The organism is Pseudomonas sp. NPDC088885 (assembly GCF_044750025.1).
Taxonomy (GTDB): domain Bacteria; phylum Pseudomonadota; class Gammaproteobacteria; order Pseudomonadales; family Pseudomonadaceae; genus Aquipseudomonas; species Aquipseudomonas rustica.
Genome location: NZ_JBIVJB010000025.1, coordinates 39,478 through 52,026, shown reverse-complemented (window position 1 = coordinate 52,026; position 12,549 = coordinate 39,478). Strand labels below are relative to the sequence as shown.

Below are 12,549 nucleotides of genomic sequence, written 5' to 3'. Positions count from 1 at the left end.
TTTATTACCCGGCGGTGACAAGTGATTAGCGAATAAACAGCTTCTGGATCAGTTTCTGAATCGATTTGCCGTACGGCGGGTAGATCAGTTTGGCCGCGTTGAAGCGCTGTTTAATCAACACGCCTTTGGCCTTGCTGAAGGTCAGGAAACCTTCATGCCCGTGGTAATGGCCCATGCCGGAAGGGCCGATGCCGCCAAACGGCATATCGTCCTGGGCGACATGCAGCAGCGTATCGTTCAGGCACACGCCGCCCGAATGGGTTTCGTGCAGCACGCGGGTTTGTTCGCGTTTGTCGTAGCCAAAGTAGTAAAGAGCCAGAGGTCGTGGGCGCTGATTGATGTAAGCGAATGCCTGCTCCAGATCGCGGTAAGGCACGATCGGTAGCAACGGGCCGAAGATTTCGTCCTGCATCACGGTCATGTCGTCGCTGACATTCAGCAGCACGCTGTGCGGCATGCGTCGGCCCTGACCTTGTTCGAACAAAGGAATCAACAGCGCGCCTTTGCTGGTCGCATCGCTGACGTAACTGTTGAGCCGGGCCAATTGGCGTTCGTTGATGATCGCCGTGTAATCCGGGTTATCGGCGAGGGTTGGATAGAAGCTTTGCACCGCCTGGCGATAGGCTTCGACGAAGCCGCCGACGCGGTCTTCCGGCACCAAAACGTAGTCTGGAGCGACGCAGGTTTGCCCGGCATTGAGGGTTTTGCCGAAGGCGATGCGCTCGGCGGCGTCCTTCAGCGGCACGTCGCGGGAGACGATGGCCGGCGACTTGCCGCCCAGTTCCAGCGTGACCGGCGTCAGGTTTTCCGCGGCTGCGCGCATGACATGCTTGCCGATGCTGGTGGCGCCGGTGAACAGCAAATGATCGAAGCGCAGACGGGAAAATGCCACGCCGATGTCGGCCTCGCCGAGCACCACGCAGACCAGGTCTTCGGGGAAGATGCGCGCGAACAATTCCTTCATCAACTGCCCGGTGGCCGGGGTCGATTCACTGAGTTTGAGCATCACGCGGTTGCCCGCTGCTAGCGCGCCGACCAACGGGCCGATGGCCAGATACAACGGGTAATTCCACGGCACGATCACGCCGACTACGCCCAACGGCTGATACACGACTTTCGCCGAAGCCGGCTGGAATGCCACGCCGACCTTGCGCCGCGAATCCTTCATCCAGCCCTTGAGATGGCTGCTTGCGTAATGAATGCCGTGCAGGCTCGGCATCAGTTCGGCGAGCAGGGTTTCGTCGGCGCTGCGATGACTGAAATCCGCGCTGATCGCCTCGATCAAAGCCTGACGTTCATTGCTCAGCAGGTCGCGCAACGACTTCAGCCATTGCTGGCGCTGCGCGGCGGGCGGCATCGGGTTGGCGGCGTATGCGGCCCGTTGCGCCTCGAATAACCGATCGAGCTCTTCCAGGGGCTGTTGCAGCGTTTGCAGGTAGGCAATATCGGCAGTCATCGTAGGCTCCGGATTTATTGTAGTGATGAACTTTTTAGAGTCTATGCTCTATAAAGTCAAATGACTTCCGTGTGCAGCTTTGTTTTATCCATTTCCGGATAGGTCGTAAGATGCCCCTCACCGCACTCTGAATTAAAGCTCAAGCCATGGCCCCACGAATAAAAACCAGCGAGCGCATCGTGCAGAACAGCCTCGAGCTGTTCAATCAGCAGGGCGAGCGCAGCATCAGCACCAACCACATTGCCGCCCATATGGAGATTTCTCCGGGCAACCTGTACTACCACTTCCCCAACAAGCAGGCGATCATCTCGGTGCTGTTCAGTGAGTACGAAGCCTTGGTGGACAGCTTTCTGCGCCCGCCGCAGGGGCGTGCCGCGACGGTCGAAGACAAGCGTTTCTATCTCAAGGAACTGCTCTCGGCGATGTGGGGTTACCGCTTTCTGCACCGCGACCTTGAACATTTGCTCGACAGCGACCCGGAACTGGCCGCGCGTTACCGGCGCTTTTCCCAGCGCTGCGTGATTCAGGGCGCGGCGATCTACGAAGGCTTTGTCGCCGCCGGGATCCTCAAGATGGATCGCGTGCAGATCGAGTCGCTGACCCTCAACGCGTGGATCATCCTGACCTCGTGGGTGCGCTTTCTGTGCACCACCCGCGAGAATTCCAACCACCTCAGCGAGCAGGCCGTTAAACGCGGCGTGTATCAGGTCTTGGTGCTGGAAGCCGGGTTTGTCACCGATGAATCGCGGGATGCGGTCAATGCACTGTTCGACGAGTTTTATGTACCGCTGGCCCAAGCCCTCGAAGACGTAAAGTAAACATTCCGTTGAAACTCCACAGGAGCTCGTTATGCCGATTGCGCAGTTGCTCAGCCCGCAAGCCTTGGATGCCCGCAAGGAACAGTCGGGGCTGGTGATTCTCGATTGTCGTTTTGCCCTCGAATACCCGGATTACGGGCAGCGCAGCTACGCCGAAGGACACATTGCCGGCGCGCGCTTCGCCGATCTTGAGCGCGATCTCAGCGGCAAAGTGGTGAAAGGCGTGACCGGACGTCATCCGCTGCCCGAGCCGGCGGCGTTGATTGAGCGTCTGCAAGCGTGGGGCATCAACAACGACAGTGACGTGGTTTTGTATGACGACGGCCCGGGTGCTTATGCGGCGCGTGCATGGTGGTTGCTGGCGTGGCTGGGCAAGCGTGATGGCGTGTTTATTCTTGATGGCGGGCTGAAGGCGTGGCATGCGGCGGGTTTGCCGTTGAGTCTGGATGCGCCGGAGGTCACTCGTGGGGATTTCAGTGGTCAGCCGGACATGGGTTTGTTGATCAGTGCTGAGAAATTGCAAAAGCGTCTCGGCCAACCAGCGTTGACCTTGATCGATGCTCGGGCCTTGCCGCGATTCAAGGGTGAGGTTGAGCCGATTGATCCGGTGGCCGGGCATATTCCGGGGGCACAGTGTGCGGCGTTTACTGACAACCTGGGTAGTGACGGGCGGTTTTTGCCGGCGGATCAGTTGCAGCAGCGTTTTGCCGCGAAGCTGGGTGATCGTTCGCCGGCGGATCTGGTTGCGTATTGCGGCTCCGGGGTGACGGCGTGTCACAACTTGTTTGCGTTGTGTCTGGCGGGTTATCCGTTGGGTTCGTTGTATGCCGGGTCGTGGAGTGAGTGGATCAACGAGCCAGCGCGCGGCATCGCCACCGGCGAATAATCCCCACAATTCGCATTGTGGGAGCGGGCTTGCTCGCGAAGGCGTCGGGTCAGTCGACATCAATGTTGAATGAACGACCGCTTTCGCGAGCAAGCCCGCTCCCACAGGGGTTATTCGGTGTCTGGGGGGATTTGTCGGGCATTGCGATACGCCGCGGGCCCGACGCCGTAAGCCTGCTTGAACTGTCGGCTCAAGTGGCTCTGATCGGCAAACCCCAACTGCGTCGCGACTTCCAGCGGCAAGCAACCACTCTGCAACAGTGCCCGCGCCTGGGCGATGCGTTGTTGCATCAGCCAGGTGTGCGGCGGCATGCCGGTCGCGCGGCGGAATACCCGGGCGAAATGGAAGGGCGACAGATTAACCGCCGCCGCCAGTTCTTCCAGCGATGGCGGCGCCGCCAGTTGAGCGTGCATGACGTCCTTGGCCAACAGCACCGCGCGGTGCTCTTTGCCGGGATTGGCAACCTCGCGCACCGCCGCGTGACGCTGCAACAGCAGCAACATCAGCTCGCGCCACACCGTTTGCTGTTGCAGCGCGGTCGCGGGGCTTTCCAGCAAACGGTGCAACTGGCAGAAACCGTTGACCAGATCCGGGTCGCGATACAGCGTGGCGCCGAAAGCCGGCAGACTGGCGGTCGGCAACTCCAGCTCATCCAGCAGCGAAACAATCTTGCCGGTATCCGGATAAAACGCCCGGTACAGCCAGCCGTCCTCGGTGCCTTTGTGCCCGGTGTGCAATTCGTCCGGATTGATCAGCACCAACGTGCCGCTGCCCGCCAGGTGTTCAGCGCCGCGATAGCGGTAGCGCTGAGCGCCGGCCATGATCATGCCGATCACAAAACCGTCGTGTACATGCGGGGCGAAGCGTTGCTCGATATAGCGCGCCGACAACAACTCGACTCCGGCCAGTGGCGCGGTTTGCCAGAATCGGATCGACTCGCCCTGATCGCTCATGCGGGCACGCTGGCCAGCCATTGCGGGATACGGCGTTCGAGGTAGTAGCCGGGCTGGCGCACTGAGCCGTCGACGAATCCAACGTGCCCGCCGCGCGCCTGCAATTCAAAAGCGGTCGAGGCCGACAGTTCGCTTTCCGAAGGCAGGCTATGCGGGAACACAAATGGATCGTCCGCTGCCTGAATGATCAACGTCGGTGTGCGGATCTCGCCGAGGAAATAACGGCTCGACGCTCGACGGTAATAATCCTCGGCATCGGTAAAGCCGTGCAGCGGTGCGGTCACCCGGCCATCGAAATCCCAGAATGTGCGCATGTTCTCCAGCGAACCGAGCGCTGCCAAAGCTGCCAGTCCATCCTCGCGCCCATCATGCTGAAACTGCCGTTGCTTGTTCTTGATGTAGGCGACCATCTCGCGCATGAAATGCGCCTGATAGACCTTGGAAAAGCCTTGGCCGATACGGTCGGCGCATTGATCGAGGCGGAACGGCACCGATACCGCCACCGCACCGACCACGCCACTGGCACTGCCGGTTTCGCCGAGATGTTTGAGCAACACGTTGCCGCCCAGCGAATAGCCGACGGCGTACAACGGCGCCAACGGGCGTTTGGCGCGCAGGTGTTTGATGGTTTCGGCGAGGTCTTCGCTGGCGCCGGAGTGGTAGCTGCGTGGCAGCAGATTCGGTTCGCCCGAGCAACCGCGCCAGTTCAACGCGACGCTGGCCCAGCCTTGATCGGCCAAGGCTTTTTGCACGCCGGCGACGTAAGGCGAATTGGAAGAACCGGTCAGGCCATGCAGCACCAGCACCAACGGCGCATCGGCCGTGTGCGGGCCATGCCAGTCGAGGTCAAGAAAGTCGCCATCCTCAAGCCAAAAGCGCTCGCGCTCACGCTGGATATGCACGGTTTTGCGCCACAGCGGCCCCCACAAGGTTTGCAGGTGCGGATTGCCGAGGCCGAGGGCGGGGATGAAGCGTTCTGAAGAGGCGGACACGATGGTTCTCGATGCAGCGATGTGATGAGGCCCACAAAGCTGTTAGTCAATTTCCAGAGTACACAGGCTCAGTGTGGCGAGGGAGCTTGCTCCCGACGGGGCGCGCAGCGGCCCTTTTTCCGGACTGCTGCGCAGCCCAGCGGGAGCAAGCTCCCTCGCCACAGGTTTTTGCTCGCCTTGGATTAAGCGGCGACTTCGGCCGTACGTTGCCACAGCGCGTAGTAAACCCGGCCGGATTTTTGTTCGCGGTGCAGGCGCCAGTTGCCCGGCAGGCCCAGCGTCGATGGCGCCGTTTCACTTTCAGTGTAGATCCACGAGTCAGCGGCCAGCCACTGACGTTCTTCGAGCAAGGTGCACACGGCAGGCAGCAGGTTCTGGTTGAACGGCGGGTCGAGGAACACCAGGTCGTACGCACTGGCGGTCTGGGTTTCCAGATAACGCAGCGCGTCCGCCGTCTGCACCTGGCCGTTGGTGCAGCGCAGGGTGCCGAGGTGTTCCTTCAGGCTGGACACCGCAATATTGCTCGCGTCCAGCGCCTGGCCCATGGCCGCGCCACGGGACAGCGCTTCGAGAAACAGCGCGCCGCTGCCGGCGAACGGGTCGAGTACCTTGGCCCCTTCAACGTACGGCGCGAGCCAGTTGAACAGGGTTTCACGCACGCGATCCGGCGTCGGACGCAGGCCCGGCGCGTCGGGGAAGCTCAGCTTGCGGCTGCGCCATTGACCGCCAATGATGCGCAACTGGTTCACACCGTTGTGAACGTTGTGCGCAGGCTTTTTAGGGGAACGAGTTGCCATTAATGCTCCGGAACCCCGAGCGGTTGCTCGGCAGGTTTATCAGATGGGGCCGGTAACGGCTTTTGCGGCACGGTCGGGCCAGCGGTGACGATGACCATTTTGTCCGTGCTCAGGTGTTTGTTCAGGGCGTCGCGGACTTGTTCCACGGTCAGGCTTTGCGACTGACGCATGAAATCGTCCAGATAGCTCAACGGCAGATTATAGAAGCCCATCGCGCCAAGTTGGCCGACGATATCGGCATTGCTCGCGGTGGACAGCGGGAAACTGCCGGCCAGCTCGCGTTTGGCGTCGTCGAGTTCTTTCTGCGTCGGGCCGGTTTTCAGGTAGTCGGCGAGCACGTCTTGCACCAGTTTCAGGGTGCCTTCACTCATTTCCGCGCGGGTCTGCAGATTGATCATGAACGGGCCGCGCGCCTGCATCGGGCTGAAACCCGAATACACGCCGTAAGTCAGGCCACGCTTCTCGCGCACTTCGCTCATCAGACGTGTACCGAAACCGCCGCCGCCGAGGATCTGGTTGCCCATCGACAGCGCCGCGTAATCCGGATCGTCACGGTCGATGCCCAGTTGCGCGAGCAACAGGTTGGTTTGCTTCGACGGGAACTCGATGTGATTAACGCTGGCTTTCGGTTCCTGCGGCTGCGCGATCTTCGCCAGCGCCGGGCCTTTCGGCAGTGCACCGGAAACCTGATTGGCAATCGCCTCGGCCTCAGCGCGAGACAAATCGCCGACCAATGCAATCACCACGTTGCCAGCCGCGTAGGCCTTGGCGTGGAACTCACGCAATTGCGCGAGGGTGATCTTCGGCACGCTTTGCGGATTGCCGTCGCTCGAGTGCGCGTACGGGTGATCGCCGTACAGACGCTTCATCAGCTCGAGGCTGGCGAGTTTGCCGGGGTTCTGTTTCTGGTATTCGAAACCGGCGAGCATCTGGTTTTTGATGCGGGCAAAGGAGTCAGCCGGGAAGGTCGGTTTGCCGACCACTTCCGAAAACAGCTTCAGCGCCGGTTCACGTTTGTCGGCGGCGCTCAGACTGCGCAGCGAGGCCAGCGCCATGTCTTTGAAAGCACCGTTGCCGAAATCTGCACCAAGACCTTCAAAGCCTTGGGCGATGGCGCCGACGTCTTTGCCAGCCACACCTTCGTTGAGCATCGCGTTGGTCAGCACTGCCAGACCCGACGCGCTGCCGTCCTGGCTGCTGCCGGCGGCGAAGATCAGGCGCATGTCGAACATCGGCAGCTCATGGGCTTCAACGAACAGCACTTTGGCGCCGTCGGCGGTGTTCCAGGTCTGCACGTCGAGTTTGCGGCTGGCCGGGGCCTTGCCGTCGAGTTCGGCCAGCGATTGCAGCTTCTGGCTGGTCTTGGCGTTGTCGAGGGCTTCGCTGGCCTTGCTGTCAGCGCTTGGCGACAGATAGAAAGCAGCAGAGCCGATCACCGCCACGGCGATCAGGCCGAGCAGCATCAAACGTGGGGTTTTGCGCTCACTCATGAGTCGTCTCCAGTGGCAGGACGTGGGCGACGCTGAGACGTTCGCGGGTGAAATACAGCTTGGCGGCGTTCTGGATGTCTTGTGGGGTCACGCTTTCCAGATCGGCAAGTTCGGTGTCCATCAGTTTCCACGACAGGCCGACGGTTTCCAGCTGGCCAATCGCAGTGGCCTGGCTGGTGATCGAATCACGTTCGAAGACCAGCCCGGCGATCACTTGCGCACGCACGCGCTCCAGCTCTTCGGCGGACGGTGCGGTGGTTTTCAGCTGTTCCAGCAGTTTCCACAGACCGGCCTCGGCTTGCGCCATGGTCTTTTTCTTCTGCGTGTTCGGCGTTGCCGACAGGGTGAACAGGCTGTCGCCACGGGTGTAGGCGTCGTAGTTCGATGAACCGCCGGAGACCAGCTCTTCGCCGCGTTCCAGTTGTGTCGGGATGCGACCGCTGTAGCCGCCGTCGAGCAAAGCCGAGATCAGGCGCAAGGCGTTGACCGAGCGTTTGTCTTCAGCGGTGGCGATGCTTGGCACGTTGAAGCCGAGCATCAGGCTAGGCAGTTGTGTCTGCACGTGCAGGGTGATCTGGCGTTCACCTGGCTCGGCCAGTTCCAGCGGTTTTTTCGCCGGAGGCACGTCGCGCTTGGCGATTGGGCCGAAGTAGCGTTGGGCGAGGGTTTTCACTTCGTCCGGGGTGACGTCGCCGACTACTACCAACGTGGCGTTGTTCGGCACGTACCAGGATTGGTACCAGTGGCGCAGCTCTTCGACCTTCATGCGGTCGAGGTCAGCCATCCAGCCGATGGTCGGCGTGTGGTAGCCGCTGGCCGGGTAGGCCATGGCCTTGTAGCGCTCGTAGGCTTTGGACATCGGCTTGTCATCGGTGCGCAAGCGGCGCTCTTCCTTGATGACTTCGATTTCCTTGGCGAACTCATCGGCCGGCAGGCGCAGATTGGCCATGCGGTCGGCTTCCAGCTCAAAGGCTACGCCCAGACGGTCGCGGGCCAGCACCTGGTAATAAGCGGTGAAGTCGTCGCTGGTGAAAGCGTTCTCTTCGGCGCCCAGATCGCGCAGGATCAGCGACGCTTCGCCGGGGCCGACTTTCTCGCTGCCCTTGAACATCATGTGTTCGAGCGCGTGAGACAGACCGGTCTGGCCCGGGGTTTCGTAGCTGGACCCGACCTTGTACCAGACCTGCGAGACCACCACGGGCGCGCGATGGTCTTCGCGCACGACGACCTTGAGGCCGTTGTCGAGGGTGAATTCGTGGGTCGGTTGCGGGTCGGCCGCCAAGGCCGAAAGGGGCAGGCAGACTGTGCTGAGCAGCAGGCCTGCAGCGCGGCGGGCTAGAGCATTCATTCGTTTTTTAACCTGTTGGGCTGCCCGCTTGGTCTTAGCGTCGGCGGGCGAGAGGGTGCTAGGATACTGATCCGTTTTACTGGCGGCCACGCCTATCAAGCCACTGATCGGTAGATAGGTTGTATGGGTTCCCGGCAGAAGCTTTGAGTTTGTCAGCTAAACTCTGCGTTTTCGCCGAAGATGCCGTTCCAGTCCTTCGTATTAATCGACCTTTGAGGTGCCTCTGGCGCCTCGACAAAATGTTGCGCGTGAACAAGCTGGATGAAACACAGTCTGTTCTGCATCGAATATTTATTTGCCGGGGCGCCCTTATGGCGCGTCGCTACCGTGAGATAGCCGTCCTCCATGTTTGGTTCCAACGACGACAAGAAGACCCCAGCTGCGGCTGGCGAGAAGAAAAGCCTGTTCGGATGGCTGCGTAAAAAACCGCAGGAACCCGTCGTCGAACAGCCGCCCGCGATTCCTGAACCCGCTCCCGCGCCGGCGCCGGTAATAGAAGAAGAGCCGGCACCGATCGTTCTGCCGATTGCCGAACCGGTGTTGCAACCGGTTGAGCCGGAACCCGAGCCGGAAGTACCAGTAGCGGCGGAATTGCCGCTGACCCCGGCGGCCGAGCCGTGGCTGACCTTGCCGGTGGCGGAAGAGCCGGTGGCGTTGGTTGAAGAGGCTGCGCCGCACATTACGCCGGTGATTCCTGCGCCAGTCGCGTTTGAGCCGGAAGTAGCTCCCGCACCTGTGGTTGAGCCGATTGTCGAGCCTGTGCCGGTGGTTGCTGAGCCGGTTGCCCCGGTATTCGTTGAGCCAGTTACGCCGGTTGTTCAACAGCCTTCACCTTCACCTTCACCTGCACCGGTTATCGCTGAGCCAGTTGCGCCAGTTGAAGTGGTCGCTGAAGCCCCCGTCGAAGCCCCGCGTACCGAAGAAACCAAAGCCGGTTTCTTCGCCCGCCTCAAGCAAGGCCTGTCGAAAACCAGCGCCAGCATCGGCGAGGGCATGGCCAGCCTGTTCCTCGGCCGCAAAACCATTGACGACGATCTGCTCGATGACCTCGAAACCCGTCTGCTCACCGCTGACGTCGGTGTCGAAGCTACCACGCAGATCATCCAGCGCCTGACCCAGAAGGTCGCTCGTAAAGAACTGGCCGACGCCGACGCGCTGTACAAATCCCTGCAGGCCGAACTGGCCGCGATGCTCAAACCGGTTGAACAACCGCTGAAAATCGCCTCGCAGAACAAGCCTTTCGTGATTTTGGTGGTCGGCGTCAACGGCGCCGGCAAAACCACCACTATCGGCAAACTGGCGAAGAAGCTGCAACTGGAAGGCAAGAAAGTCATGCTCGCCGCCGGTGACACCTTCCGCGCCGCTGCCGTTGAGCAATTGCAGGTCTGGGGCGAGCGCAACAAGATTCCGGTGATCGCTCAGCATACCGGCGCCGACTCCGCCTCGGTGATCTTCGACGCCGTGCAAGCCGCCAAGGCCCGTGGCATCGACGTGTTGATCGCTGATACCGCCGGTCGTCTGCACACCAAAGACAACCTGATGGAAGAGCTGAAAAAGGTTCGCCGGGTCATCGGCAAGCTCGACGCCGATGCGCCGCACGAAGTGCTGCTGGTGCTCGACGCCGGTACCGGCCAGAACGCCATCAACCAGGCCAAGCAATTCAACCAGACCGTCGAACTGACTGGCCTAGCGCTGACCAAGCTCGACGGCACTGCCAAGGGCGGGGTCATCTTCGCCTTGGCCAAGCAGTTTGGTCTGCCGATCCGCTACATCGGCGTCGGTGAAGGCATCGACGATTTGCGCACCTTTGAAGCCGAACCCTTTGTCCAGGCACTGTTTGCCGAGCGGGAGCGTTCATGATTCGTTTCGAACAGGTCGGTAAACGCTACCCGAACGGTCACGTCGGCTTGCATGAGCTGAGCTTTCGAGTCCGTCGTGGCGAGTTCTTGTTTGTTACCGGCCACTCCGGTGCCGGTAAATCCACCTTGTTGCGCCTGTTGTTGGCTATGGAACGTCCGACTAGCGGCAAGTTGCTGCTGGCCGGGCAAGACCTGAGCACCATCAGCAACGCGCAGATTCCGTTCCTGCGCCGGCAGATCGGCGTGGTGTTCCAGAATCACCAGTTGCTGTTCGATCGCACGGTGTTCAACAACGTTGCCTTGCCGCTGCAGATTCTCGGGCTGTCCAAGGCCGAAATCGCCAAGCGTGTCGATTCAGCACTGGAGCGCGTGGCGCTGTCGGATAAAACCGATCTGTACCCGGGCGACCTGTCCACCGGTCAGCAACAGCGCGTCGGCATTGCCCGCGCCATCGTGCACCGCCCGGCCTTGCTGCTGGCGGACGAACCGACCGGTAACCTCGACCCGCGTCTGGCGGCTGAGATCATGGGCGTGTTTGAAGACATCAATCGTCTCGGCACCAGCGTGCTCATTGCCAGTCACGACCTGGCGCTGATCGCGCGCATGCGCCATCGCATGCTGACCCTGCAACGTGGCCGCTTGATCGGCGACGGGGAGGCCGGGGTATGAGTGCGACACGTAGCCCAAAGGTTTCCGAACGCGTGGCCCCCAAGGCCGCCGATCCGCAGCCGCCGAAGAAGAAAAAGCACGACGATGACGATGGCCCGGATTTCGCCACGCTGTTCCGTGCTTGGGTCGAAAGCCATCGCGCCAGTCTGCTCGACAGCCTGCGTCGGTTGGGCAAACAGCCGATCGGCAGCTTTTTCACCTGCATGGTGATGGCGGTGGCACTGAGCCTGCCAATGGGCCTTTCGCTGTTGCTCAACAACGTCGAACGTCTGGGTGGTTCGTGGCAGCGTGCGGCGCAGATCTCGTTGTATCTGCAACTCGACGCGAGCCCGGAGCAGGGCGAGTCGTTGCGCGAGCAGATCAAAGGCATGCCCGGCGTTGCTGATGCTGAATATGTCGGCCGTGACCAGGCGCTGGAAGAGTTCCAGCAGCAGTCTGGATTGGGCGAAGCCCTGCGCGAGTTGCCTGAGAACCCGTTGCCGGGTGTAGTGCTGGTGACGCCGAACGAAGTCGACAAGCCAACCCTGGAAGCATTAAGACAAAAACTTTCCGAGCTGCCCAAGGTACAACAGGCGCAACTTGATCTAGTCTGGGTCGAGCGTCTGGCCGCCATCCTCAAGCTCGGCGATCGTTTTGTCTTCGGTCTGACGGTGCTGTTGGTTTCTGCATTACTTTTGGTGATAGGCAATACCATTCGTCTTCATATTGAAAACCGCCGCACCGAGATAGAAGTGATTAAACTCGTCGGCGGCACTGACAGTTATGTGCGACGTCCCTTCCTCTATATGGGCGCGTTGTATGGCTTCGGTGCGGGGCTGTTGTCCTGGGGTGTATTGGCGTTCGGCCTGAACTGGCTGAACGATGCGGTGGTTGGGCTGGCCGGGTTGTACGGCAGTGATTTCGCACTGGCCGGCGTGCCAGTTGCCGACGGTCTGTCGCTCTTGCTTGGCGCGGTGCTGTTGGGTTATATCGGTGCATGGATTGCAGTCGCACGTCATCTCAGGGAGCTGGCGCCGAAGTAGAATCTTTTTTGCGCGTGATTGACCTCGCGGTTTTTATGGGAACTCTCGTTTGAATTCCCGGTCAATTTTTCGCAGTGCTGAGAAGCACGAGTATGTAAGTCGGAGGTTTTTTCGTATGACCAATTCTTTGCAACCTGCGTATGCGTTGGTTCCGGGTGCGAACCTGGAAGCTTACGTGCACACCGTCAACAGCATTCCATTGCTGACGCCGGAGCAGGAGCGTGAACTGGCCGAGAGTCTCTACTATGAGCAGGATTTG

The 12,549-nt window shown here is 60.7% G+C and carries 13 protein-coding genes; 6 read left to right on the top strand and 7 right to left on the bottom strand.

Annotated features, from left to right (window positions below; genetic code table 11):
• Positions 1 to 25: 25 nt before the first annotated feature.
• Positions 26 to 1,474 carry a coniferyl aldehyde dehydrogenase gene (locus tag ACIP1X_RS13330; RefSeq protein WP_305728908.1) on the bottom strand — a complete coding sequence of 483 codons (1,449 nt, stop codon included), beginning with the start codon at positions 1,472 to 1,474 and terminating at the stop codon, positions 26 to 28.
• Positions 1,475 to 1,602: 128 nt separating this feature from the next.
• On the opposite strand from ACIP1X_RS13330, the gene ACIP1X_RS13325 reads away from it, so the two are divergent.
• A complete protein-coding gene (locus ACIP1X_RS13325) occupies positions 1,603 to 2,274 on the top strand; it encodes a TetR/AcrR family transcriptional regulator (RefSeq protein WP_053124733.1) in 672 nt (223 codons plus the stop codon).
• Between the two features lie 31 nt (positions 2,275 to 2,305).
• Entirely contained in the window at positions 2,306 to 3,160 is an 855-nt protein-coding gene (locus ACIP1X_RS13320) for a sulfurtransferase (RefSeq protein WP_400752695.1), read from the top strand.
• Positions 3,161 to 3,270: 110 nt separating this feature from the next.
• Here the strand turns inward: ACIP1X_RS13320 and ACIP1X_RS13315 are convergent, their stop codons facing one another.
• The 6 genes from ACIP1X_RS13315 to ACIP1X_RS13290 all read right to left on the bottom strand — a co-directional run bounded on the left by ACIP1X_RS13315 (position 3,271) and on the right by ACIP1X_RS13290 (position 9,087).
• Positions 3,271 to 4,113, bottom strand: a complete 843-nt coding sequence (locus ACIP1X_RS13315) for an AraC family ligand binding domain-containing protein (protein WP_400752715.1) — start codon at positions 4,111 to 4,113, stop codon at positions 3,271 to 3,273.
• Positions 4,110 to 5,105, bottom strand: a complete 996-nt coding sequence (locus ACIP1X_RS13310; RefSeq protein WP_400752693.1) for a hydrolase — start codon at positions 5,103 to 5,105, stop codon at positions 4,110 to 4,112. The genes ACIP1X_RS13315 and ACIP1X_RS13310 overlap by 4 nt, the downstream gene beginning before the upstream one ends.
• Before the next feature lie 182 nt (positions 5,106 to 5,287).
• Complete coding sequence (gene rsmD / locus ACIP1X_RS13305) at positions 5,288 to 5,902, bottom strand: 16S rRNA (guanine(966)-N(2))-methyltransferase RsmD (RefSeq protein ID WP_159811889.1); 615 nt, start codon at positions 5,900 to 5,902, stop codon at positions 5,288 to 5,290.
• Positions 5,902 to 7,392 (bottom strand): M16 family metallopeptidase, encoded by a 1,491-nt coding sequence (locus ACIP1X_RS13300; protein ID WP_400752689.1) that lies wholly within the window; start codon positions 7,390 to 7,392, stop codon positions 5,902 to 5,904. The genes rsmD and ACIP1X_RS13300 overlap by 1 nt, the downstream gene beginning before the upstream one ends.
• The gene (locus ACIP1X_RS13295) at positions 7,385 to 8,740 is read right to left on the bottom strand and encodes a pitrilysin family protein (RefSeq protein WP_008077830.1); all 1,356 of its coding nucleotides are present in this window, start codon (positions 8,738 to 8,740) and stop codon (positions 7,385 to 7,387) included. The genes ACIP1X_RS13300 and ACIP1X_RS13295 overlap by 8 nt, the downstream gene beginning before the upstream one ends.
• Positions 8,741 to 8,892: 152 nt before the next feature.
• Complete coding sequence (locus tag ACIP1X_RS13290) at positions 8,893 to 9,087, bottom strand: hypothetical protein (protein ID WP_053124721.1); 195 nt, start codon at positions 9,085 to 9,087, stop codon at positions 8,893 to 8,895.
• Between ACIP1X_RS13290 and ftsY the strand changes: the two genes are divergently transcribed.
• From ftsY to ACIP1X_RS13270, 4 genes are all read left to right on the top strand, one after another.
• Complete coding sequence (ftsY, locus tag ACIP1X_RS13285; protein WP_400752686.1) at positions 9,086 to 10,600, top strand: signal recognition particle-docking protein FtsY; 1,515 nt, start codon at positions 9,086 to 9,088, stop codon at positions 10,598 to 10,600. The two genes, ACIP1X_RS13290 and ftsY, sit on opposite strands and share 2 nt — an antisense overlap.
• A complete protein-coding gene (gene ftsE, locus ACIP1X_RS13280) occupies positions 10,597 to 11,268 on the top strand; it encodes a cell division ATP-binding protein FtsE (RefSeq protein ID WP_003229148.1) in 672 nt (223 codons plus the stop codon). The genes ftsY and ftsE overlap by 4 nt, the downstream gene beginning before the upstream one ends.
• Positions 11,265 to 12,290, top strand: a complete 1,026-nt coding sequence (ftsX, locus tag ACIP1X_RS13275) for a permease-like cell division protein FtsX (RefSeq protein WP_034153670.1) — start codon at positions 11,265 to 11,267, stop codon at positions 12,288 to 12,290. Before ftsE ends, ftsX begins: the two co-directional genes overlap by 4 nt.
• 115 nt (positions 12,291 to 12,405) lie before the next feature.
• The coding region (locus tag ACIP1X_RS13270; protein WP_400752713.1) for a sigma-70 factor domain-containing protein at positions 12,406 to 12,549 on the top strand (144 nt) is incomplete at its 3' end.

Bases quoted from the DNA above. Each gene is read 5' to 3' on its own strand.
- ACIP1X_RS13325 (WP_053124733.1), top strand. From the start codon at position 1,603: ATGGCCCCACGAATAAAAACCAGCGAGCGCATCGTGCAGAACAGCCTC.
- ACIP1X_RS13320 (WP_400752695.1), top strand. From the start codon at position 2,306: ATGCCGATTGCGCAGTTGCTCAGCCCGCAAGCCTTGGATGCCCGCAAG.
- ACIP1X_RS13315 (WP_400752715.1), bottom strand. From the start codon at position 4,113: ATGAGCGATCAGGGCGAGTCGATCCGATTCTGGCAAACCGCGCCACTG.
- rsmD (WP_159811889.1), bottom strand. From the start codon at position 5,902: ATGGCAACTCGTTCCCCTAAAAAGCCTGCGCACAACGTTCACAACGGT.
- ACIP1X_RS13300 (WP_400752689.1), bottom strand. From the start codon at position 7,392: ATGAGTGAGCGCAAAACCCCACGTTTGATGCTGCTCGGCCTGATCGCC.
- ACIP1X_RS13295 (WP_008077830.1), bottom strand. From the start codon at position 8,740: ATGAATGCTCTAGCCCGCCGCGCTGCAGGCCTGCTGCTCAGCACAGTC.
- ftsY (WP_400752686.1), top strand. From the start codon at position 9,086: ATGTTTGGTTCCAACGACGACAAGAAGACCCCAGCTGCGGCTGGCGAG.
- ACIP1X_RS13290 (WP_053124721.1), bottom strand. From the start codon at position 9,087: ATGGAGGACGGCTATCTCACGGTAGCGACGCGCCATAAGGGCGCCCCG.
- ftsE (WP_003229148.1), top strand. From the start codon at position 10,597: ATGATTCGTTTCGAACAGGTCGGTAAACGCTACCCGAACGGTCACGTC.
- ftsX (WP_034153670.1), top strand. From the start codon at position 11,265: ATGAGTGCGACACGTAGCCCAAAGGTTTCCGAACGCGTGGCCCCCAAG.